The sequence below is a fragment of the Streptomyces sp. NPDC048600 genome (assembly GCF_055587025.1).
The window spans coordinates 60,620-81,918 of record NZ_JBVJGZ010000014.1; the positions used below are offsets into that span (position 1 = coordinate 60,620).

Consider the following 21,299-nt stretch of genomic DNA (forward strand, 5'->3'; position numbering starts at 1 on the left):
GCGCCCGGCCCGATCGCCCAGCAGCACTGCGACGGCTCCGGTACGAGTGATCCGTGGGGGGAATCTCATGGGTTCATGATGACGCGCGTAGACAGTGGCATGTCAATGACAAGGAGGAGGAGTTTCCCGTCCCGTCCCCTGAGTTTTCAGGGAGTTAACCCACGGGCCTGCCGTTCTTGGGAGTTGACCCGCCGCCCCCGCCGCTCCGGGGAGTCAGCCCGCAGCCCTGCGCCCCCACGCCGTTCCCATCAGCACCAGCGCCCCGCCCAGCAGCCCCGCCGCGCCCAGCCGTTCCCCGCCCACCGCGATACCGGCCGCGGCCGCCCACAGCGGCTCGGTGCCCAGCAGCAGGCTGACCCGCGAGGGGGAGGTGCGGCGGACGGCCCACATCTGCACGAAGAAGGCGAACAGCGTGCACAGGACGGCCAGGAACAGCAGCGCGGCCCACTCACGCGGCCCGAAGTCCGCCGCGGTGCCCCACGGCGTCGCGTCGGAGCCGGTGGACAGCAGCGCGAACACCACCACGGCGGTGCCCAGCTGAACGGTGGTCAGCTCCAGCGCACCGGCGCCCCGCACCGACTTCAGCCGGGCCATCACCAGGACGTGCACCGTCCGGGCGAGCGCGGCCAGCAGCATCAGCACATCGCCCGCCGCGGGCCGGGTGAAGCCGCCGCCCTGGGTGAGCAGCACGACGCCGAGCACCGACAGGGCTGCCGCGCCGAGGAAGGCCCGGGACGGGCGCTCCCGGGTGACGGCCGCCTCGGCGAGCGGCGTGAAGATCATGGTGAGGCTGATGATCAGGCCCGCGTTGGTCGCCGAGGTGTGCACCACCCCGTACGTCTCCAGCAGGAAGATGCCGCTCAGGATCAGCCCCAGCAGACCGGCGCCCCGCCACTGAGCGGCCGTCAGCGCGCGCAGCGACCGCCAGGAGGCGAGCAGCAGCACCGGCAGGACGAGGGCGAAGCGCAGCACCAGCACGGCGAGGACCGTGCGGGCGGTGGTGACGTCCTTGGCGGCGAGATAGCTCGCGCCCCAGACGACGGCGACCAGCAGCAGGGGCAGGTCGACGAGCCAGGCTCGGCGGGGTGCGAGGGCGGAGGGTACGGCGATCGTCGACACGGCGGATGCGGCTCCCGGTCTCCAGCGGGCAAACGGGCGTGGAGACGGCGGCGGCTCGCACGGGAACGGTCACCGTACCCGCACGGATGATCTCTCGACCAGCCCCTTTTCGACGGGTGCGGGTGCCCTGGTGGGACGTGCGCGCGCCCCGGTCCGACGGGTGCGGGTGCCATGGTCCGACGGGTGCGGGCGCCCTCGCGGATCAGGCCTCCGGGGGCAGGTCGAAGGTGCCGAACTCGGGCCGGCCCGCCAGGTCGTACGTCTGGAGGGAGACGCCGGCCGGGGTGACGCGGCCGCCGGTGTGCCGGAACGCGGTCGGGACGCCGCCCTCGCGGAACAGGCGCATGCCCTCGCCGAGGACCACGGGGAAGGTCAGCAGGTGCAGGGTGTCGACGAGCCCGAGGTCGAGCAGGCTGCCGACCAGGGCGCCGCTGCCGTGGACCTGCACCTCGCCGTCGGTGCGCTCCTTGAGGCCGGCGATCTCCTTGGCGAGGTCGCCGCTGATCACGGTGGTGCCGGCCCAGCCGGGGGTGTCGAGGGTGGTGGAGACGACGTACTTCGGCAGTGCGTTCAGCTTGGTGGCGACCGGGTCCGCCGGGTCGGTGATCCGGGGCCAGTAGGAGGCGAAGATGTCGTACGTGCGGCGGCCGAGCAGGAACGCGCCCGGCCCGGCGAACACCTCGTTGATGAAGGCGCCGAAGTCCTCGTCGGCGTAGGGCACGACCCAGCCGCCCTGGCCGAAGCCGCCGGTGGTGTCCTCCTGGGGGGCACCGGGACCCTGGTAGACGCCGTCGAGGGTGACGAAGACGGTGGAGACGAGCTTGCCCATGGCGGGTGCCTCTTTCCGGGGTGCGGGGTCGGTTCTCATCAGGTCAGACCCCGCCGGGCCCCGCAACTCATCGGTTCAGCCCTGGTGCGTGGAGAAGAGTCCCCCGGTCGGGCCCTGCTTGTCGCCGCCCTGGGCCTTGCGCAGGGCGTTGGCCAGGCCCTCGATGGTGAGGGACTGGAGGATGACCCGGCCGTTGCCCTCCAGGGTGGCCAGGGACAGGCCCTCGCCGCCGAACACGGCGTTCATCATGCCCTGGCGGTCGAGGCCGCCGACGCGCTGGACGCCGTACCGGATGCCGTCCTCGAAGGCGACCACGCAGCCGGTGTCGACCTCGACGCGGCCGCCGAAGTCGGCCGGGTCGAGGTCGATGAAGTTGCCCGCGCCAGCGATGATCACGGTGCCCCGGCCGGTGAACTTCTCCAGGACGAAACCCTCCCCGCCCTTGGTGCCCGTGCGGCCGCCCTGGAAGGCGATGCCGAAGTCGACGGTCGACTCGGCGGCCACGAAGGCGTCCTTCTCGGCGAACCACGCGCGCGTGCCGTCCAGTTCCAGGGCGCGCATCTCCCCGGGGAGCACTCCCGCGAAGGCGACCGTGCCCTCGCCGCCCCGCGCGGTGAAGTACTGGAAGGCCAGCGACTCGCCCGCCATCACGCGCTGGCCGACCTGCATGGCGGTGCCCATCGCCTGGCGGAGCAGGCCGCTGCCTCTGGACGGGGAGCCGCTCTGGCCGCTCTGCTGCCCGCCTCCGGCCGACGGGCCGCTGAGCCGGGTCTCCATCGTCACGTCGGACGTCTTGAACAGGAACTTGCCCGCCTCGCAGTACACGGTCTGGCCCGGCGCGAGGCTCACGACCGCCATCTGCATGGCGTTGCCGACGATCTCTTGCTGAAGAGTCACACCAGGGGAACGGCTCGCCGGAGCACCGAGTTCCGGCCGGGGGTGCCCGTCCCCCTTGTGGTCGATGTCCGTTCCCCGCCAGCGTCCGGGCGCGCGCGCCGCTGAGATGGTCGTATGACGACGACGCACGAGACGACGCCGAACACTACGGACGTACCCCTGCACGGCAAGGTGGCCCTGGTCACCGGTGGCAGTCGCGGGATCGGCGCGGCGACCGCGCTGCGGCTGGCGCGGGCGGGGGCCGATGTGGCGCTGAGCTATGTGAACGGCAAGGAGGCGGCCCACGAGGTCGCCCGGGCGGTGGAGGCGCTGGGGCGCCGCGCGGTGGCCCTGCGCGCGGACGCCGGGGACGCGGCGGAGGCGGCCGGGGCGGTGCACGCGGCGGCCGACGCGCTGGGCCGGCTCGACGTGCTGGTGAACAACGCGGGCATCGGGGTGCTGGGGCCGATCGAGGAGCTGGCGCTCGGGGACGTGGACCGGCTGCTCGCGGTGAACGTGCGCGGGGTGTTCCTGGCCTCGCAGGCGGCGGCGGGGCGCATGGCGGACGGCGGGCGGATCATCATGATCGGGACCTGTATGACCCAGCGGGTGCCCGGCCCCGGCGGGACGCTCTACGCGACCGGCAAGGCCGCGCTGAACGGTCTGTCGAAGGCGCTCGCCCGTGAGCTCGGTCCGCGCCGGATCACCGTCAACGTCGTCCACCCGGGGCCCACCGACACCGACATGAACCCGGCGGACGGGCCGTACGCGGCCGGACAGCGGGCCCTGACGGCCCTCGGGCGCTTCGGCACGGCCGACGAGGTGGCGGCGATGGTCGCCTATCTGGCGGGGCCGGACGCGGCGTACGTCACGGGCGCGGAGTTCTCCGTCGACGGGGGCCACGCGGCGTGACGTCCCGCGTGACGTGTGGCGTGACGTGTGGCGGGGGCGCACCGGTGTTGTTTCGGGGCCGGTGCGCCCTCGGATTCGCGGCGCCTGCTGCGGTGGGTGGGTCGGGGCCGCGCCGTACGCGGCCGACCGGCCGGTCAGCCGCCGAGTTCCTGGTGGCGGGCCGCCAGGGCGGCTGTGCCCTGTTCGGTCAGGGAGCCGTGGAGGCGCAGGCGGGAGATGCCGCCGTCGGGGTAGATGTCCACGCGCGCGTGGCTGCCCACGGCCGGTTCGGGCAGGACGAAGCGGTGGTTGGTGTCGGGCTGGAGGCGGGTGCGCGGGAGGACCTCCGTCCACGGCCCGTCCTCGCCGTCCTTCACCGACACCGAGGCCCAGCCCGCGCTGTTGCCCTTCAGGTACGCCGTGTCGATCTCGATGGCACGGATCCGCGACTGGGCGGCGAGGCGGTAGCGGATCCAGTCGTTGCCCTGGTCGCGGCGGCGGCGGGTCTCCCAGCCGTCGTCCATCTTGCGGGAGCGACCGGGCTGGATGGTGTTGGTGGCGGGCGAGTAGAAGAGGTTCGAGGCGTCCTCGACCTGGCCGCCGTTCTCCAGCGCGACCACGTCGAAGGTGCCGAGGACGGCCAGCCACCGCGGGTCGGGCACGACCTCGCCGTGGACCCGGAGGCGGGCTATGCCGCCGTCGGGGTGCTGGTTGACGCGCAGGTGGGTGAAGCGCTGTTCCGCCGAGACGGTGAAGCCGTTCGCCGCGTGGCCGCCCACGGGGGTGCGCGGGACGAGGGTCGTCCACTTCACGTCGCCACCGAGCAGTTCCTCCGGGGAGGGCGAGCCCGGTACGGAGGTTCCCTCGACCGACACGGCCTGCGGGTAGTTGCCGCGGAAGTGGGCCGTGTCGACGACGATGCCGCGGATCACGCCGGGTGCGCCGAGGCGGATCAGCGCCCAGTCGTGGTCGTCGGCCGTGGGCCAGGGGTGCTCGGCGGACGTGCCGCGCCGGCGCCGCGTCTCCCAGCCGTCCATGATCTTGCCCTTGTGGCCGAAGTGCTCCGGGTCGAACTCGGCGCGCTCGGGCACCAGCAGGTTCTCGCGCTGGGCGAAGAACTCGTCGTTGGCCGCGACGACCCCGGCCCCGAGCTGCCGGTCGGCGAGATTGGCGTACTGGGTGAAGGGGAAGTCGGCGGTGCGGTAGTCCGCGAACGGGTCGCCGCCTCCGTAGGGGTTCGCGTCGCCGGTGAAGCGGGGTGTCGCCGTCACAGTGATCAGGTCTGCCTTTCGAAGCTCGGTGGGTGGGATTCAGTCGGTCCGGGTGAGCAGTCGTCCCTTCGGCTCGGTGAACTCGCCGTCGGCGACGATGCGTTCGCCGCGCAGCCAGGTGGACTTCACGACTCCGTGGAGGGTCTTGCCGGCGTACGCGGTGACACGGTTGCGGTGCTGGAGAGCGGCGGGGTCGACGGTGAACGTCTCGTCGGGGGCGAGCACGGCGAAGTCGGCGTCGCGGCCGGCCTCGATGGCGCCCTTGCTGGCCAGGCCGGCGAGTTCGGCCGTGCGCGTGGACATCCAGCGGACGACGTCCTCCAGGGCGTGGCCCCGCCTGCGCGCCTCGGTCCACACGGCGGCCAGGCTGAGCTGGAGGCCGGAGATGCCACCCCAGGCGGTGGCGAAGTCGCCGGTCTTCAGGTCGGCGGTGGACGGGGAGTGGTCGGTGACCACGCAGTCGATGACGCCGTCGGCGAGCGCCTGCCAGAGCAGGTCCTGGTTGGCGGCCTCGCGGATGGGCGGGCAGCACTTGAACTCGCTCGCGCCGTCCGGGACTTCCTCGGCGGTCAGGGTGAGGTAGTGCGGGCAGGTCTCCACCGTGAGGCGGACGCCCTCGGCCCTGGCCGCGGCGATCAGCGGCAGCGCGTCGGCGGAGGACAGGTGCAGGACGTGCACGCGGGCGCGCAGCCGCTTCGCCTGGGCGATGAGCTGGGCGACGGCGGTGTCCTCGGCGTCGCGCGGGCGGCTGGCGAGGAAGTCGGCGTACTTCGGGCCGCCCTGCTGCGGGGCGGCGGCCAGGTGGTGCGGGTCCTCGGCGTGCACGATCAGCAGGCCGTCGAAGGAGGCGATCTCGGCGAGGGACAGGGCCAGCCGGTCCTGGTCCAGGTGGGGGAACTCGTCCACGCCGGACGGCGACAGGAAGGCCTTGAAGCCGAAGACACCCGAGTCGTGCAGCGGGCGCAGATCCTTGACGTTGTCGGGCAGGGCGCCGCCCCAGAATCCGACGTCGATGTGCGCCTTGTCGGCGGCCACCTGCTGTTTGACCCGGAGGTTGTCGACCGTGGTGGTCGGCGGGAGGGAGTTGAGCGGCATGTCCACGAGGGTGGTGATGCCGCCGGCCGCCGCCGCGCGGGTGGCGGTCCAGAAGCCCTCCCACTCCGTGCGGCCCGGGTCGTTGACGTGCACATGGGTGTCGACCAGGCCGGGCAGCAGCACGTGGTCGCCGAGGTCCTCCAGCCGGGCACCGGCCGGTACGGGGGCGTCGTACGGCAGTACGGCGGTGATGGTGCCGTCGGCGACCGCCACCGACGCGGCGCGCGTCCCCTCGGGCGTGATGACGCGCGTCGAGCGCAGCACCAGTTCAGCGTCGGACACCCGGACCCCTCTCTGCCGCGTTTACTTCCGCGTAACAAAATTCAACAGTCTGTTGAAGCTTCTCAGGAGTCTTCACCTCCGCCGGAGCCCCGTCAAGAGCGGACCCCTCCACAGTGCACCCGGCGCGCACTTCCTGGACGTTTTCACAAGACGGAAGTAGAATTCCGTTGAGTGGAACGTAGTTACGCACAACAGGGGAGTCGACCGGCCGCCGGGTAGGCTTCAGCCCTCTCGCCAGTCCCGAAAGGAACGCGCCGTGCCGACGTCCAGCGCCAGCACCAACGGCTCCGCCAAGTCCGCCACGGGCGGGGTCCAGTCCCTCGAGCGCGCCTTCGACCTCCTGGAGCGGATGGCGGACGCCGGGGGCGAGGTCGGGCTGAGCGAGCTGTCGGCCAGCAGCGGGCTGCCGCTGCCCACCATCCACCGCCTGATGCGGACCCTGGTGGCCTGCGGTTACGTCCGCCAGCAGCCCAACCGCCGGTACGCCCTCGGCCCCCGGCTGATCCGCCTCGGCGAGTCGGCCTCCCGGCTGCTCGGCACCTGGGCCCGGCCCTATCTCGCCCGGCTGGTCGAGGAGACCGGGGAGACGGCGAACATGGCCCTGCTGGACGGCGACGAGATCGTGTATGTCGCGCAGGTGCCCTCGAAGCACTCCATGCGCATGTTCACCGAGGTGGGCCGTCGGGTGCTGCCGCACTCCACGGGGGTCGGCAAGGCCCTGCTCGCGAGTTTCCCGGACGACGAGGTGCGGGCGCTGCTGGCCCGTACGGGTATGCCGGCCGCGACCGAGAAGACGATCACCACGCCGGACGGGTTCCTCGCCGCGCTCGCGGAGGTACGCCGGCTCGGGTACGCCGTCGACGACAACGAGCAGGAGATCGGGGTGCGCTGTCTCGCGGTGCCGGTGCCCGACTCCCCCACGGCAGCGGCCATTTCCATCTCCGGGCCCGCGGGGCGGGTCACCGAGGGGGCGACGGATGTGATCGTGCCGGTGCTTCAGGAAGTGGCCGGGGAGTTGTCTCAGGCGCTGGTCAGTTCTGGGGCGTAGCTTTTTGACGCGTGGTGGGGCGCGGCAGCTTGTCTTGTCTGTGGGGGGCTTGTCGGCGGGGGTCTTGTCGGCGGGCGTGGGTGCGAGTGTCCCTGCGGGTGGGAGTGGGAGTGCCCGTGCGGGTGCGTGGGGGGTTTGCGCAGTTCCCCGCGCCCCTGAACCGTCGGCCGGGTGCGGGTGCGTCGTGGCTTTTCGCGCAGTTCCCCGCGCCCCCATTCCCGTGGGCGGGTGCGGGTGCGTCGTGGGTGGTTGCGCCGTTCCCCGCACCCCTTGGCCGTGGGTGGGTGCGCGTGCATCGTGGCCGGTCGCGCAGTTCCTCGCGCCCCTTCTGGGGCGGTTGGGTTCCGGGGTGTCGCGGGGGTCAGGGTCTGGGTTGTGGGCTGCCGAAGATTTCTACCGCTGCGCGTACCTCTGAGAGGGGTCCTGTCAGGGCGCTCACGCTGCCCAGGGCGCTTGCTATCAGGAGGAGGGAGCCGCGCAGGCGGGGGATCTCGGGGGTGCCGTGCGTGGCCATGGCGGCGAGCGCGGCGAGTTCGTCCTCCGCGACGGCGCGGTCGGGGAACTCGGCCGGATACGCGGCCAGTTCGCGGCGCAGCCGGGACACCGCGGTCCGCAGGCCCGCCACTCTGGGATCCTCGTCGCTGCCCGTCACCGGCCTCTGCCCCAAGCTCCGCAACATGATCCTCCCCCGGCCCGCCCAGGGCCTGTCGTCGCGCCCACCCCTCGCCGCCCGGCGGCTCGCGGGCCAGTAAACGCCACCCGCTGCACATGCGCCACCACTCAGCGCGAAATTCCGCCTGGCGGGGACGCGCGGTTGACGCGCTGTCAGGTATGCAGGAGCCATGACCGAACAGATCGAGGACCCGGTCGCGGGACTGGTGCTCGCGGCGGGCGGCGGGCGGCGGCTCGGCGGGCGGCCCAAGGCCCTGCTGGTCCACCGCGGCCGCCCCCTGGTGGAACACGCCGTCGCGGCGCTGCGCGCGGCCGGCTGCACACGGGTGCACGTGGTGCTGGGCGCCAGTGCCGGCACGGTGCGTGAACGTGCCGAGCTGGCCGGATGCGTACTGGTGGACAACCCGGAGTGGGAGGAGGGCATGGGCTCCTCGCTGCGCGCCGGGCTCGCCTCCCTGGAGCCGACCGCGGCGCGGGCCGCGCTCGTGTCACTAGTCGACCAGCCGGGCGTCGGCGCCGCCGCGATGAGCCGGGTGAGGGCCGCCTGGGACGGCGAGGACTCCCTGGTCGCGGCCTCCTACGACGGGGTGCGCGGCCATCCCGTGCTGTTCGGGTCGGCCCACTGGGCGGGCGTCGCGGCGAGCGCGCGGGGCGACCGCGGGGCGCGCGACTACCTGCGCGCACACGCGGGCGGGGTCACGCTGGTGGAGTGCGGTGACGTGGCCGAGGCCCATGACATCGACACCGAGGCGGACCTGGGCCACCTTGAGTGAACGGGGTGGCACCGTGCGCCACCTTCCCTCGACCCGGAGAATCTCGATATCAACAAACCATTGAAGTTCCACGATGAGGAAACTACTATCCACTGATCAGAAGCACCCGGCCGCACAGCGGGTGTGAAATCTCCCTATACGTACCTCCAGGCACCCGGTGCCACCGCTGAAGGAAGTGACAGCTCATGTCCGCACCAGCGCCGTCTCCGTCGGCCGTCGTCGACGCCGAGCCCCTGCCCCGGCAGGAAGAGGTCCTCACCGACGCGGCGCTAGCCTTCGTGGCGGAGCTGCACCGGCGGTTCACGCCGCGCCGCGACGAACTCCTCGCCCGACGGGCGGAACGCCGCGCCGAGATCGCCCGCACCTCCACGCTCGACTTCCTCCCGGAGACGGCGGCCGTCCGCGCGGACGACTCCTGGAAGGTGGCCCCCTCCCCCGCCGCGCTGGACGACCGCCGTGTCGAGATCACCGGCCCGACCGACCGCAAGATGACCATCAACGCCCTCAACTCGGGCGCCCGGGTGTGGCTCGCGGACTTCGAGGACGCCTCCGCGCCCACCTGGGAGAACGTCGTCACCGGTCAGCTCAACCTGATCGACGCCTACACCCGCTCGATCGACTTCACGGACGAGCGCAGCGGCAAGTCGTACGCCCTGAAGGCTCCCGAGGAGCTCGCCACCGTCGTCATGCGCCCGCGCGGCTGGCACCTGGACGAGCGGCACCTCCTGGTCGACAGACAGCCCGTGCCCGGCGCGTTCGTCGACTTCGGCCTGTACTTCTTCCACAACGCCCAGCGCCTGCTGGACCTCGGCAAGGGCCCGTACTTCTACCTGCCGAAGACCGAGTCGCATCTGGAGGCCCGTCTCTGGAACGACGTGTTCGTGTTCGCCCAGGACCACGTCGGTATCCCGCAGGGCACCGTGCGCGCGACCGTCCTGATCGAGACGATCACGGCGGCGTACGAGATGGAGGAGATCCTCTACGAACTGCGCGACCACGCCTCGGGGCTGAACGCGGGCCGCTGGGACTATCTGTTCTCCATCGTGAAGAACTTCCGGGACGGCGGGCCGAAGTTCGTGCTGCCGGACCGCAACGCGGTCACGATGACGGCCCCGTTCATGCGCGCGTACACCGAACTCCTCGTGCGCACCTGCCACAAGCGCGGCGCGCACGCGATCGGCGGCATGGCGGCGTTCATCCCGTCCCGCCGTGACGCCGAGGTCAACAAGGTCGCGTTCGAGAAGGTCCGCGCCGACAAGGACCGTGAGGCGGGCGACGGTTTCGACGGCTCCTGGGTCGCCCACCCCGACCTGGTCCCGATCGCCATGGAGTCCTTCGACAAGGTGCTCGGCGACCGGCCCCACCAGAAGGACCGGCTGCGCGAGGACGTCCGGGTCGAGGCCGCCGACCTGATCGCCGTCGACTCCCTGGAGGCGAAGCCGACGTACCAGGGGCTCGTCAACGCCGTCCAGGTCGGCATCCGTTACATCGAGGCCTGGCTGCGCGGGCTCGGCGCGGTCGCCATCTTCAACCTGATGGAGGACGCGGCCACCGCCGAGATCTCCCGCTCGCAGATCTGGCAGTGGATCAACGCCGGCGTCGAGTTCGAGAACGGCGAGCGGGCCACGCCGGAGCTGGCCCGCAAGGTCGCCGCCGAGGAGCTGGGCGCCCTGCGCGAGGAGCTCGGCGAGGAGGCCTTCGCGGCCGGCCACTGGCAGCAGGCGCACGACCTGCTCCTGGAGGTCGCCCTCGACGAGGACTACGTCGACTTCCTCACCCTGCCCGCGTACGAGCAGCTCAGGGGCTGACGTCCTCCTGCGCGGAACGGTCCGAGTGGCCCAGGGACTTCCCCGGGGCCACTCGGTCGCGTACGACGCGCTTGACCGCCGTGGGCTCGGGGAAGCCCTGCTCGCGGCGGTCCCAGACCACCTCGTCGTCGACCCGGACGACGAACACCCCGCCCGTGCCGGGCTTGAGGGACAGCTCGTCCAGGTCGGCCTCGAACGTCGTGAGCAGCTCCTGCGCCAGCCAGGCCGCGCGCGGCAGCCACCGGCACTGGGTGCAGTACTCGATCTGAACCCGTCCACTCATCCCAGGTGCACCGACCAATCCTGTTCCGCGGCCGGCTTGCCGTGCAGGTCGGGGACCCGCTTCAGCCAGTCCGGCCGGCTCTGCCGTGTCCGCGCGGCACGCCGGGCGTCCTCGGCGGCGAGCTCCTGCGGGCTGGGGAAATCCGTGGGCAGCCAGCTCTCCGACGCCCGCACGCGCGCGTGGAGGTGGGCCACGTACGCCTCGCGCGCCGCGTCGGGCGTGGCGAAGCCGGTGTCGTCGAGCCAGGCCTCCGGCACCTCGTCGAGGATCGCGCGCAGCAGTTCCTCGGTCACCTTCGGCGCGAGCGCGGCGTCGGCGGCCCGCACGTCGGGGCCGTAGTGGCCGAGGGCGTGGTGGCGGAAGTCGTAGGCCTTGCCCGGGTCCGCGCCGTCCCAGCGGTGGTGGAAGACGAGGGCGGCGCCGTGGTCGATGAGCCACAGCCGGGGCGGCACGGTGCCCAGCGTGGGCCAGACCATCAGGTTGGAGCTGTGGACCGTACGGTCGACGTTGACCGTCAGCGCGTCCAGCCACACGATCCGGCCGGCCTCCAGCGGGTCCACCCGGAAGATCTCCGCGACCTCCGGGCTGAAGTCCTTCGCGCCCGGCAGGAAGTCCATGCCGAGGTTGACGCCCGCGCTCGCCCCGTGCAGCTCGCGCACCTCCTGGTGCGGCTCGTGCGCGGCGACGGACGGGTCGAAGTGGACGAGCACCAGCTCGGGGAAGCGCAGACCCAGCGCCCGTGCCAGTTCCCCGACGATCACCTCGGCGACCAGCGCCTTGTGGCCCTGCGCGGAGCCGGTGAACTTCACGACATAGGTGCCGAGGTCGTCGGCCTCCACGAGCGCGGGGACGGAGCCACCGGAGCGCAGGGGTTCGATGTAGCGGGTTGCGACGACCTCTCTCAGCATGAGGCGAGCATAGTTTCCGCCGGAGAGGTCCGAGGGTTGCGGACCGAAGCGGTCCGCAAGGCCACCGGTCGGGGAGGTCAGTCCGCTCCGGCCTCCGTGAGCGCCGGGGCCGCGACCGGCCGGAGCGAGCCGTGGACGTGTACCAGGCTGTCGCCCGGGGCGCCGGACACGGTGTGGCGGACCGCGCCGACGACCAGATGGTGGTCGCCCAGGCGGTAGCGGTCGTGCAGCGAGCAGACCAGCCAGGAGAGGCAGCCGTCCAGCAGGGGGACGCCGTGCGGGCCGGTGTGCCACCGGGTGGGCGGGGCGAAGCGGTCGATGCCGGTGGTGGCGAAGCGCTGCGCCAGGTCGTGCTGGTCCGCGGACAGGATCTGGATGCCGAACCAGTCGCAGGACCTGACCCGGTGCCAGGTCGAGGAGGACTCGGCCAGGGCGAAGGAGACCAGTGCCGGTTCCGCGCTGATCGACGTCATCGAGGTGATCGTCACTCCCGCGGGGCCCTCGGGGCCCGCCGCCGTGAGGACGGCGACGCCCGAGGGGTGGCACCGCAGGGCGCCGCGCAGCGCCGTGCCGTCGACCGTGGAGGCGGAGGAGGAGGCGGAGGAGGCGGAGGAGGCGGTGGAGGGCGTCGGCGCGGCGGCCGGTCCGGGCGCCGGGTGGCTCCGGATGTCGCGGCGGACCGAGGGGGAGGCCATGCCCGTCACTCCTTTCCGCCCTGGGGCGCGATGCGCACGGGTCTCAGGGCGATCGCCGCGACCACCGCGACGGCCAGCAGGATCGCGGAGCCGGTGAGCGCCGCGACGCGCAGTCCGTCGGTGAAGGCGTCGATGCCGCCCTGTTCGAGTGCCTTCCCGGCGGGGCCCGGCAGGGTGCGGGCCACCTCCAGGGCGGCCTGGAGGGTGCCTCGGGCCGCGTCCCCGGCGGCGTCGGGCAGTCCGGGAGGGATCGACGCGTCCACCTTTTGCCGGTAGACGGTGAGCGCGATGCTTCCCAGCATCGCGATGCCGACCGCGCCGCCGAACTCGTTGCTCGTCTCCGACAGCGCCGACGCCGATCCGGCCCGCTCCGGCGGGGCCGTCGCCACCACCACGTCCGTGGCGAGCAGGACGACCATGCCCACGCCGAAGGTCATCACGGCGGCACCGGTCACCACGACGGCGAGACCGTCGTCGGAGTCCACCAGGCTCATCACCGCGAAGCCGGCGGACGCGACGACGAGACCGGCGCACACCACGAACACGGGCCGGACCCGCCGCGCGATCACCCCGGCCGTCGCCAGCCCGGCGAACAGGGTGAGGATCGCGGGCAGTTGCCACAGCGAGGCGACGAACGGCCGCAGCCCCAGCACCGACAGGGCGTACTGCGAGCTGAGCATCATCATGCCGAGCATGGCGAACTGCACGACCGTGGTGGTGACGATGGCGGTGCTGAACCCCCGGTCGCGGAACAGCCGGGTGTCGATGAGCGGGTCCGCCGAACGCCGCTGCCGCTGGACGAACAGCACGCCGACGGCGATTCCCGCGAGGACGGCACCCACGGCCCGTGCGTCGGTGTGTCCCTCCGCGAACCGCTTGGCCCCGTAGACGACCGGCAGCACGGCGGCGAGGGACAGCGCCGCGCCGAACAGGTCGAAGCGCTCGGGGCTGGGGCTGCGGTACTCCGGCAGCAGCAAGGGGCCGAGCGCCAGCACCAGCAGCATGACGGGGACGTTGACGAGGAACACCGAGCCCCACCAGAAGTGCTCCAGCAGCACACCGGCCGTGATGGGGCCGAGCATGGCGCCCGCGGCGAAGCCCGCGGTCCACACGCCGATCGCCGCGCGGCGCTGTCCCTCGTCGTGGAACATGTTGCGGATCAGGGACAGTGTCGACGGGGCGAGGGTCGCCCCGGCGACCCCGAGCAGCGCCCGGCTCGCGATCAGCATGCCGGGGCTGTCGGAGTAGGCCGCGAGGACCGAGGCGGCGCCGAAGCCCGCGGCGCCGAGCATCAGCAGCCGCCGCCGGCCGATCCGGTCCCCCAGCGCACCCATGGTGATCAGCAGGCCCGCCAGGAGGAACCCGTAGATGTCCATCACCCACAGCAGCTCGGAGGTGCTGGGGGTGAGGTCGGCCGCGACGAAGGGCACCGCGTAGAAGAGCACGCTGATGTCCATCGCCACGAGGACGCAGCACAGCACGATCACCACGAGGCCGAGCCACTCCTCGTAGGTCGCCCTGCCGTGCGGGGCCTCGGTGTCCTGGGCGGTGGGTGCGCCGGGGGTCCCGGTCACCGCGGTCCACCTCCCGCGAGTGCCTCGGTGACGGCGGCCGAGCGCGAGGGCGCGCAGGTGGTGCCCGCCGCGGGCACGCTGCCGCTCAGCAGGTAGCGGGCCTCGTGGCCGCGTGCGCAGCCGGAGTTGAGGATGCCGGTGTGGCCGTCGCCCTCGACGGTGAGCAGGCTGCTGCCCTCGATCCGCGCCGCGAGCCGCTCGGCCCACACATGCGGAGTCGCCGCGTCGTAGCGGGTGTTGACGAGCAGGACCGGCGGGGCGCCGTGCACGGCGAGGGGAGCGGGCGGGTTGGCGGGGGCCACCGGCCAGCCCGTGCAGCCGCTGGTCCAGTCCCAGAACTCCGAGTAGCGCCAGGTGTGCGGGGCGATCCGCTTCAGCCGGGCGGCCTGCGCGCTCATGTCTGGGAACCCGGGGGTGCGGGAGACGAAGTCGTGGCAGCCCACGGTCCGGTAGGCGTCGTACTCGGGCTGGAGGAAGGAGGCGGGCGCCACCAGCGCGGAGGCGTCGGCGTCCGAGCCGCCCAGGCCCGCGGCGGCGGCGAGCGCGCCGGCCAGGTACGGCCAGGTGGCGGGCTGGGTGAGGTACGTGTAGGCGCCGTTGGTGAGTTCCTCGGCGTTCACCTTGCGGCCCGGCTCCGAGGCGTGGATGCCGGTCGCCTCGGCGGCCGCGAGGACACCGTCGTACACGGCGAGCGCGTCCGCGCCCTTCAGCACGCAACTGTCGTCGGCGGCGCACCAGTCGGCGAACCGGTGCAGTGCCTTCTCGGTGGCGCGGGCCTCGTCGGCGGCGGCTCGGCGGGTGGGCAGACTGTGGTCGACGACGCCGTCGAGGACCATGGCCCGCACCCGGTGGGGATGACGCTGGGCGTAGAGCGAGCCGATCTCGGTGCCGTAGGACAGTCCCAGGTAGGAGATCTTCTCCGCGCCGACGGCCTTGCGCAGGGCCTCGACGTCGCGGACGACGCTGCCGGTGTCGACGTGGTCGATCAGCGCGCCGGTGGCGGCCCGGCAGGCGCTGCCGGCCGCCTTGTTGAACCGCTTGAGCCCGGCGTGTTCGGCGGGGGTTCGCGGGAAGGCGCCGACGGCGGGGTCGTGCAGCGGCTTCGGGCAGGTGACCGGGGTGCTCCCGCCGACTCCGCGCGGGTCGAAGCCGATCAGGTCGAACCGGTCGCGCAGTTCGGCGAACTCGGGGGCTGCGGACAGCAGATCGCTGTAGGCGACCGCTGCCGTACCGGAGCCGCCGGGACCGCCGGGGTTGAACAGCAGCGGCCCGATCCGGTTCGCCGGGTCCCGGGCGGGCAGCCGGGACAGGGCCAGCGTGATCTTCTCGCCGCGGGGCCTGGACCAGTCGAGGGGCACCTGGACCGTCGCGCACTGGGCGCCGGGGACGGAACCCTCGCCGCAGTCGGCCCAGGCGATCGGCTCCGTGCCGGCGGGGCCCGGCTCCTGGGCCCCGGCGATGCCCGGCAGCACCACGGCCGCGACCGCCGTGGCGCAGACCGCGGCCGTCAGCCTCCGGACGCGGCGGGAGACCCGCGCACGATGTTGCACCATGTCACTCTTCCTTAACTGTCAGGAACTGTCGGGAGCCTTCAGGGCTTTGCGGCGACCACGGCGATCAGCGAGCTGCCCGCGGGCGCGGGCAGTCGGCGGGTGAGCCAGTGGTCGAGGCGGCTGAGCCCGTACATCAGCTGGTTCAGCGGCCGTGCCGGGGCTTTCACGAAGTGGCTGTGCTCGGAGGCCTCGGCCTTGAACAGCAGCCGGCGCAGGAACAGCGGCAGCACGGTCCAGGCGTAGTAGTAGCGGACCTCCAGCACCCGCAGCCCGGCGCTCTCCAGCGCGGCGCGCAGGGAGGCGCGGGTGTAGCGCCTGAAGTGGCCGCTGAGTTCGTCGAACTCGCTCCACAGGGCCGTCAGCGCGGGGACGGTGACGACCGCCCGGCCGTCGGGGCCGAGCAGGGCGGCCACCCGGCGCAGCGCCGCGCCCTGGTCCTCGATGTGTTCGAGCACGTCGAGGAGGAGCACCAGGTCGTGGTCGGCGTCGCGCGGACGGCCCTGGACGAAGTCGGCGACCTCGATGCGGTCGCGCCGCGGCGAGTGCGGTGACACGAGGACCCGGTCCGGCTCGATCCCCTCGACGTCGGCGAAGGGTTCCAGGTGCCGCCAGATGAACCCGTCGCCGCAGCCCACGTCGAGTGCCTTGGCCCGGCGCGTGCCCCATCGGGCGTGCTTGGCGACGTAGTGCAGGACCTGGTGCTCGCGGGCGCGCCACCACCAGTGCGTGCGGTAGATCTCGCCGTAGACACCGCTGTACGCGGCGTCCATGAGGGTCGTGTCCGCCGTCGGATCGCCGTGCGGGTCGGGCCGCTCGCCGGTCGCCGGGTCCGGGGTCATCGCGCCTGCTCCGCGGCCTTCTCCGGGGCGCCGCTGCGGCGGGCCAGGTGCTCGCGCTCCAGCTCCCGCTCCGAGCCGCGCAGCGCGACGATCTCCTCGAAGCTCGGCATCAGCGGCTCGCCCTCGCCGGGGATCACACACCGGGTGACGTCCGTCAGGAGCTTCTTGAGGGCGACCGGGTTGCGCAGCAGGGCGTGTCCGGACACCGCGACCTCGACGACGTCGTCCTGGTCGCGGCCGGACTTCTCGAAGGCGAGGCGTACGTCGGCGATGTCGACCCAGTCGTCGTCGGCGGCGACGAAGTTGCGCACCGGGACGTCCAGCGCGGACAGTGCGTCGACGGTGGCGGACAGCTCCCACCAGTTGACGGACCGGGTCTCGGCGACGATCGGCCGCGGGTCGACGGAGTGCTTGTCGATCTGCACCCGCTCGGGCAGGTCGTCCAGCTCCCAGTCCAGGTAGTCGGTGTCGAGCACCTTCACCAGGGTCTGCCGGCCGTTGACCACGCCCAGCATCAGGGCGATGTTGTCGGCGCAGCCGCGCTCGGCCGCGAACTGGAGCACGGGCAGCGCCGACAGGCTGGTGGCGACCATCGACACGGCGTCGACGCCCTCGCGTTCGCGGACGGTGTCGACGACCGCCGTCAGCGCCTCCATCAGCTGGGTGACGGAGTAGTCGACGATCTCGCCGTCGCTGAGACCGACGTGGTCGAGCGCGTCGAAGCGGTACACGGTGGCGCCGTTGTAGGTCAGCATCAGCGTGAGCACGCCGGAGCTGCGCATGCGCTGGCCGAATCCCGGCGCCATGACGACGACGGGTCCGCCGGTGTCCCCGTCGGGCGGGCTGTCCCGCCAGACCGCGACGGTCCTGCCGTTCTTCGTCCTCACGTCGAAGCACTCTGTCGACATGGCTCCCCCTTCGGTTCGTCTGTTGCGGTACCTGCGGTGGTGTGTTCAGTCGGTGCGGACGGTCTCGGCCAGGCGCAGCGCGCAGCCGTGGTGGCTGGAGGCCCTCATCCGGCGGTGGATCTCGACGGTGGTGCCGCCGCGGCCGCACGGGCAGCCGCCGGTGACGGCGGAGCCGAAGTCCTCCGCCAGCAGGAAGCAGGGGTAGCTGCGCGCGGTCGGGTCGAGATACGACATCAGGCCGGTCTCCCCGGCGGGCAGCGGGGCGAGGTCGCGGGGGTCGCGGACGATCACCTCGACCCACGGCGGCACATGCTTGCGGTGGTGCTCGCACTCGATGAACGCCGTGTTCAGCTCGACCTGGTTGAACACGTCGCGCACCTGCGAGGCGTCGGCCAGGCCGAAGGTGTCCATGGCGAGCACGCGCAGCTCGTCCGGGTCGAGCCTGGTGGACTCGCTCTTCTTCCAGCCGCCGCCGGTGATCACCGCCATACGGTCGCCGGCGGCCGTCTTGATGCTGTTCTCCGCCATGTACCGCAGCAGTTCCGCCACGAACACCGGCGGACCCGCCACGCACACGAACCGGCCCTCGGCCAGCGCGCTCTCCAAGTCCCTTACGACGTCCTTGAGATGGAGGACGCCGTCGCGGACGTAGGAGGTGGTGGAGGCGAACATCTCCACCAGCGTCATGATGTAGCTGATCCAGACCCCGTCGGCCTCACGGCGATCGGGACCCAGGTGGATCATCATGCCGTCGTCGTCGAGGTCTATGTCGCCGTAGAGCGTGCGCCAGATGTCGCCCTCGGGGTGCAGCGAGCCGGCCAGGCGCTCCAGCGAGGGCTCGTCGCGCCAGACCATGCTCCGGGTGCCGCTGGTGCCGCTGGACTTGAACACGTCGCAGTCCTGGGCGGGCACGCTGCGGATCTCGGCCCGCTTGAACAGCCGGGTCGGGAACTGCGGCACCCGCGCGAGGCCCGCGGGCTCGTCGAGGTCGGCGAGGGTGAACCCGCGCGCCTCGGCGAACCTGCGGTAGTCGGCGTTGTGCTCCAGGTGGTGCTCGACGGCCGCGGCGACGAACCGGTGCCGCAGCGCGGCCTGTTCGGCTGCGGGCAGCGCCCACCAGTTCTCCTCCTCGAAGACGAGCCGGTCGAGTTCGGCGAACTCGGTGCCGGTGCGCACGAGGGACGGAGCCGGCACGAGGGACGGAGCCGGCCGGGCTTCGCTCAGGTCCGTCACTGGGCGTCCTCGGCGAGGTTCGGCTTCCAGCCGACGCGCGGCAGGACTTCCTCGGCGAACATGTTCATGTTCTCGAGGATCCGGTCGCGGTTGAGGGTGGCCTCGACGCCGAGCTGGAAGTTCTTCACGCCGGTGGCCTCCATGGTGCGGCCGATGCGGTCGACGCACTCCTCGACGCTGCCGACGATGCTGTTGTCCAGCATGTAGTTGGTGAAGTCGGCGTTGGTGCGGTCGCCGCGCAGCGCGGCGGCCTGCCACTCGCCGTACTGGAAGCGGTAGTTGGGGAGCTTCTGGAGCTGCTCCATGGTGAAGGCGGCGTCGTCGTGCTCCTGCTCCCACCAGCACATGTGCTTCCAGATCTCGTCCTGCGCCTTCTGGGTGGTCTCGGCGACGTGCGCGACGGTGCACATGGCGTGCTCGACGGTGGTCGGGTCGATGCCGTGGCTCTCGGCGGTCTCGTTGTACAGCTCGATGATGGAGCGCATCGCCTCGTAGGTGCCGATGACCGGCATGATCAGCGGCAGTCCGCGGGAGGCGGCCCACTCGATCGTGGTCGGCGACTGGCCCACGCCGTACATCGGCGGGTTCGGCCTGGTGTACTGGGTGGGGAACGGGGTGACGTCGGGGAGGGTGATCTCCTCGCCCTCCCACTTGGCGCTGCCGGTCTCCCAGATCTTGCGGATGATGTCGACGTACTCGGTCTGGAGGGTGTGCGACTTGGCGGGGTCGACGCCGAAGGCCTCGAAGTCCTTCGGGAAGTAGCCGCGGCCGACGCCGAGGATGAAGCGGCCGTGGCTGAGCTGGTCGAGCATGTTGGTCTGCTCGGCGATCCGGATCGGGTGGTCCAGCGGGAGGATGACGACCGCGGTACCGACCTTGATCTGACGGGTCTTGCCGAGCACGTAGCCGGCCATGGTCAGCGTGTTGGGGCACAGGCCGTAGCGGGTGAAGTGGTGCTCCAGCAGCCACGCGGACTGGTACCCCAGCTTGTCCGCCTCGACGGCGAAGTCGATGGAATTGTCGAAGACCTCGGTCTCGGTCCAGTGGTCGGGGTGGGCGGTGGTGATCATGATGCCCATGTCCATGGGATTCTCCTCAGTGGGTGTGGGTGGAAGGACCGGCAGGGCGCGGCGGGTCACATCAGCAGGTCGCGCAGGCGACGGTGCTCGAGGAACTCCGACTGGTCGATCGGGACGACCATGCCCTTGCCGTGGTCGAGCCGTGGGGCCTCGACCGAGACCATGCGGGTCATCAGCTGGAGCGGCTGAAGTCCGTCGTGCGAGCCGCCGAGGCGGAACAGCGGCGAGAGACCGGCCTCGACGAACCGGCAGGCGCCGCGCCGCGCCAGCTCGTGGCGCAGCTCCTCGTGCAGGGACCAGGGCGCGAGTCCGATGGTCTGCACGGTCGGGTCGACCCACCGCGCCACCTCGGACAGGTCCTCGACCGGATGCACGAACAGCGTGCGGGCGGGCGGCAGTTCGGTGACGTTCGACGGGTCGGTGACGATGACCGACCCCCAGGAGCCGGACCGTACGCGTGAGCCGAGGAACTGCTGGGCGGCGACCTCCATCGACGCCTGCGCGGCCTCGTCGGCGGTGACCGAGGTACGCGGGAGCATGCCCTCGTAGCGGACCAGCTCTTCCTGGAGGCGGTCGGCGAACTCCTCGGGGTCGGCGTCGGTGAACACCTGGTGAGTGGAGAAGCAGGCCCGCTGCTCGTACATCGAGGCGTCGTGGGCGACGCCCCGGGTGGCCCGCGCCATGTCGGCGTCCTTGCCGACGATCGTGAAGCTGCGCCGGGGGCCGTAGGGCACGACGACCGCCTCGGGCGAGCAGGTGCGGTAGGCCGCCTCGACGGCCTCCGCGCCGCCCCAGGCGCAGATCACGTCGGCCTCGCCGAGGATCCGCCTGCCGAGGTCGCTGTCGCGTTCCCAGAACACGGCGCTGACCGAGCGGGTCACCGGGTGGCCGGGGTCGATGTCGGTGAAGGACTGCGCGAGCACCACCGCGGTGGCGGGCTCGCCGGCGGCGTACTTGAGCACCGAGGTGTTCTTGGTCAGCAGGGCGCGGACCAGCGAGACCGTGGTGGAGTACGGCACGTTGCCCGGCAGGATGTGCACGCTGCGGCCGCGCGGGTAGGCCCGGACCTCGGCGTCCTCGCGGGGAATCCAGCGGTCCATGATCTGCCGGTGGCCGAGCTCCACGGCCACCATGTCGTGCAGATGCCCGTGGGCGCGCAGGGTCGCGGAGATCAGGTCGGCCTCGGCGTCGGCCATCTGCTGGGAGTAGCCGTGCATCCGCTTGAGTTCACGGATGTAGAGCCTGCGGCGGGCGTACTCCTCGTTGTTCCACAGGTGTCCGATGCGGTTGAGGTAGGCGATGATCTCCTGGAGCGGGGTGTCGGCGAGGTCGGTCGGCGGGTCCAGCAGCCGGTCGACGAGCGCCGGCGTCAGCCGCGGTACCGCCGCCTTGGCCCCGTTGGGAAACTCCAGGACGCGGGGCTCCGCGCCGGGTTCGACCCGCTCGCCCCACACCATGAACGGGTGGGGCTTCACCTTCGTCCGGGCCTGCCCCTGCGTCGGCGCGGGCTGCGCCACGTGACCGGTCACTGCGGTCGTCCCTCCTTCGTATCGCTGATGGGTG

The 21,299-nt window shown here is 72.1% G+C and carries 20 protein-coding genes; 4 read left to right on the forward strand and 16 right to left on the reverse strand.

The window, feature by feature from the left end:
• Positions 1 to 213: 213 nt before the first annotated feature.
• From ACZ6SQ_RS20100 to ACZ6SQ_RS20110, 3 genes are all read right to left on the reverse strand, one after another.
• A complete protein-coding gene (locus ACZ6SQ_RS20100; RefSeq protein ID WP_469563737.1) occupies positions 214 to 1,119 on the reverse strand; it encodes a DMT family transporter in 906 nt (301 codons plus the stop codon).
• A 202-nt stretch (positions 1,120 to 1,321) separates the two neighbouring features.
• Positions 1,322 to 1,948 carry a dihydrofolate reductase family protein gene (locus ACZ6SQ_RS20105; protein WP_469563740.1) on the reverse strand — a complete coding sequence of 209 codons (627 nt, stop codon included), beginning with the start codon at positions 1,946 to 1,948 and terminating at the stop codon, positions 1,322 to 1,324.
• Between the two features lie 75 nt (positions 1,949 to 2,023).
• Entirely contained in the window at positions 2,024 to 2,845 is an 822-nt protein-coding gene (locus ACZ6SQ_RS20110; RefSeq protein ID WP_469563744.1) for an AIM24 family protein, read from the reverse strand.
• Positions 2,846 to 2,959: 114 nt separating this feature from the next.
• On the opposite strand from ACZ6SQ_RS20110, the gene ACZ6SQ_RS20115 reads away from it, so the two are divergent.
• Complete coding sequence (locus tag ACZ6SQ_RS20115) at positions 2,960 to 3,736, forward strand: SDR family oxidoreductase (protein ID WP_469563746.1); 777 nt, start codon at positions 2,960 to 2,962, stop codon at positions 3,734 to 3,736.
• 134 nt (positions 3,737 to 3,870) lie between these two features.
• Here the strand turns inward: ACZ6SQ_RS20115 and alc are convergent, their stop codons facing one another.
• Together alc and allB are read right to left on the reverse strand one after the other, a co-directional pair.
• A complete protein-coding gene (alc, locus tag ACZ6SQ_RS20120) occupies positions 3,871 to 4,986 on the reverse strand; it encodes an allantoicase (protein ID WP_469563748.1) in 1,116 nt (371 codons plus the stop codon).
• Between the two features lie 39 nt (positions 4,987 to 5,025).
• Complete coding sequence (allB, locus tag ACZ6SQ_RS20125; RefSeq protein ID WP_469563751.1) at positions 5,026 to 6,363, reverse strand: allantoinase AllB; 1,338 nt, start codon at positions 6,361 to 6,363, stop codon at positions 5,026 to 5,028.
• A gap of 256 nt (positions 6,364 to 6,619) precedes the next feature.
• Between allB and ACZ6SQ_RS20130 the strand changes: the two genes are divergently transcribed.
• The gene (locus ACZ6SQ_RS20130) at positions 6,620 to 7,411 is read left to right on the forward strand and encodes an IclR family transcriptional regulator (RefSeq protein ID WP_469563752.1); all 792 of its coding nucleotides are present in this window, start codon (positions 6,620 to 6,622) and stop codon (positions 7,409 to 7,411) included.
• Between the two features lie 361 nt (positions 7,412 to 7,772).
• Here the strand turns inward: ACZ6SQ_RS20130 and ACZ6SQ_RS20135 are convergent, their stop codons facing one another.
• Positions 7,773 to 8,090, reverse strand: a complete 318-nt coding sequence (locus ACZ6SQ_RS20135; protein ID WP_469563755.1) for a DUF5955 family protein — start codon at positions 8,088 to 8,090, stop codon at positions 7,773 to 7,775.
• Positions 8,091 to 8,253: 163 nt separating this feature from the next.
• On the opposite strand from ACZ6SQ_RS20135, the gene ACZ6SQ_RS20140 reads away from it, so the two are divergent.
• Positions 8,254 to 8,856, forward strand: coding sequence for a nucleotidyltransferase family protein (locus ACZ6SQ_RS20140; RefSeq protein ID WP_469563757.1), 603 nt, complete (start codon positions 8,254 to 8,256; stop codon positions 8,854 to 8,856).
• A 185-nt stretch (positions 8,857 to 9,041) separates the two neighbouring features.
• On the forward strand, positions 9,042 to 10,664 hold the full coding sequence (gene aceB, locus ACZ6SQ_RS20145; protein WP_469563762.1) for a malate synthase A: 1,623 nt from the start codon (positions 9,042 to 9,044) through the stop codon (positions 10,662 to 10,664).
• On the opposite strand, the gene ACZ6SQ_RS20150 is transcribed toward aceB, so the two are convergent.
• From ACZ6SQ_RS20150 to ACZ6SQ_RS20195, 10 genes are all read right to left on the reverse strand, one after another.
• A complete protein-coding gene (locus ACZ6SQ_RS20150; RefSeq protein WP_386381525.1) occupies positions 10,654 to 10,947 on the reverse strand; it encodes an Rdx family protein in 294 nt (97 codons plus the stop codon). The genes aceB and ACZ6SQ_RS20150 overlap by 11 nt on opposite strands.
• Positions 10,944 to 11,855: a HipA family kinase gene (locus ACZ6SQ_RS20155; RefSeq protein WP_469563765.1), complete on the reverse strand. Its 912-nt coding sequence runs from the start codon at positions 11,853 to 11,855 to the stop codon at positions 10,944 to 10,946. Before ACZ6SQ_RS20155 ends, ACZ6SQ_RS20150 begins: the two co-directional genes overlap by 4 nt.
• 77 nt (positions 11,856 to 11,932) lie before the next feature.
• Positions 11,933 to 12,550 (reverse strand): flavin reductase family protein, encoded by a 618-nt coding sequence (locus ACZ6SQ_RS20160; protein ID WP_469563767.1) that lies wholly within the window; start codon positions 12,548 to 12,550, stop codon positions 11,933 to 11,935.
• Between the two features lie 5 nt (positions 12,551 to 12,555).
• Complete coding sequence (locus tag ACZ6SQ_RS20165) at positions 12,556 to 14,124, reverse strand: MFS transporter (protein WP_469563769.1); 1,569 nt, start codon at positions 14,122 to 14,124, stop codon at positions 12,556 to 12,558.
• Positions 14,121 to 15,677 carry an alpha/beta hydrolase gene (locus ACZ6SQ_RS20170; protein ID WP_469563771.1) on the reverse strand — a complete coding sequence of 519 codons (1,557 nt, stop codon included), beginning with the start codon at positions 15,675 to 15,677 and terminating at the stop codon, positions 14,121 to 14,123. The genes ACZ6SQ_RS20165 and ACZ6SQ_RS20170 overlap by 4 nt, the downstream gene beginning before the upstream one ends.
• Before the next feature lie 38 nt (positions 15,678 to 15,715).
• The gene (locus tag ACZ6SQ_RS20175; RefSeq protein ID WP_469563772.1) at positions 15,716 to 16,516 is read right to left on the reverse strand and encodes a class I SAM-dependent methyltransferase; all 801 of its coding nucleotides are present in this window, start codon (positions 16,514 to 16,516) and stop codon (positions 15,716 to 15,718) included.
• Positions 16,513 to 17,424 (reverse strand): alpha/beta hydrolase family protein, encoded by a 912-nt coding sequence (locus ACZ6SQ_RS20180; RefSeq protein WP_469563774.1) that lies wholly within the window; start codon positions 17,422 to 17,424, stop codon positions 16,513 to 16,515. The genes ACZ6SQ_RS20175 and ACZ6SQ_RS20180 overlap by 4 nt, the downstream gene beginning before the upstream one ends.
• Positions 17,425 to 17,469: 45 nt before the next feature.
• The gene (locus ACZ6SQ_RS20185; protein ID WP_469563776.1) at positions 17,470 to 18,657 is read right to left on the reverse strand and encodes a LuxE/PaaK family acyltransferase; all 1,188 of its coding nucleotides are present in this window, start codon (positions 18,655 to 18,657) and stop codon (positions 17,470 to 17,472) included.
• Entirely contained in the window at positions 18,654 to 19,742 is a 1,089-nt protein-coding gene (locus tag ACZ6SQ_RS20190) for an LLM class flavin-dependent oxidoreductase (protein WP_469563778.1), read from the reverse strand. The genes ACZ6SQ_RS20185 and ACZ6SQ_RS20190 overlap by 4 nt, the downstream gene beginning before the upstream one ends.
• A gap of 50 nt (positions 19,743 to 19,792) precedes the next feature.
• Complete coding sequence (locus ACZ6SQ_RS20195) at positions 19,793 to 21,265, reverse strand: aldehyde dehydrogenase family protein (RefSeq protein WP_469563780.1); 1,473 nt, start codon at positions 21,263 to 21,265, stop codon at positions 19,793 to 19,795.
• Between the last annotated feature and the right edge of the window lie 34 nt (positions 21,266 to 21,299).

Bases quoted from the DNA above. Each gene is read 5' to 3' on its own strand.
- ACZ6SQ_RS20160 (WP_469563767.1), bottom strand. From the start codon at position 12,550: ATGGCCTCCCCCTCGGTCCGCCGCGACATCCGGAGCCACCCGGCGCCC.
- ACZ6SQ_RS20150 (WP_386381525.1), bottom strand. From the start codon at position 10,947: ATGAGTGGACGGGTTCAGATCGAGTACTGCACCCAGTGCCGGTGGCTG.
- ACZ6SQ_RS20170 (WP_469563771.1), bottom strand. From the start codon at position 15,677: ATGGTGCAACATCGTGCGCGGGTCTCCCGCCGCGTCCGGAGGCTGACG.
- ACZ6SQ_RS20135 (WP_469563755.1), bottom strand. From the start codon at position 8,090: ATGTTGCGGAGCTTGGGGCAGAGGCCGGTGACGGGCAGCGACGAGGAT.
- ACZ6SQ_RS20155 (WP_469563765.1), bottom strand. From the start codon at position 11,855: ATGCTGAGAGAGGTCGTCGCAACCCGCTACATCGAACCCCTGCGCTCC.
- ACZ6SQ_RS20115 (WP_469563746.1), top strand. From the start codon at position 2,960: ATGACGACGACGCACGAGACGACGCCGAACACTACGGACGTACCCCTG.
- ACZ6SQ_RS20180 (WP_469563774.1), bottom strand. From the start codon at position 17,424: ATGTCGACAGAGTGCTTCGACGTGAGGACGAAGAACGGCAGGACCGTC.
- ACZ6SQ_RS20190 (WP_469563778.1), bottom strand. From the start codon at position 19,742: ATGGACATGGGCATCATGATCACCACCGCCCACCCCGACCACTGGACC.
- ACZ6SQ_RS20140 (WP_469563757.1), top strand. From the start codon at position 8,254: ATGACCGAACAGATCGAGGACCCGGTCGCGGGACTGGTGCTCGCGGCG.
- ACZ6SQ_RS20175 (WP_469563772.1), bottom strand. From the start codon at position 16,516: ATGACCCCGGACCCGGCGACCGGCGAGCGGCCCGACCCGCACGGCGAT.
- ACZ6SQ_RS20105 (WP_469563740.1), bottom strand. From the start codon at position 1,948: ATGGGCAAGCTCGTCTCCACCGTCTTCGTCACCCTCGACGGCGTCTAC.
- aceB (WP_469563762.1), top strand. From the start codon at position 9,042: ATGTCCGCACCAGCGCCGTCTCCGTCGGCCGTCGTCGACGCCGAGCCC.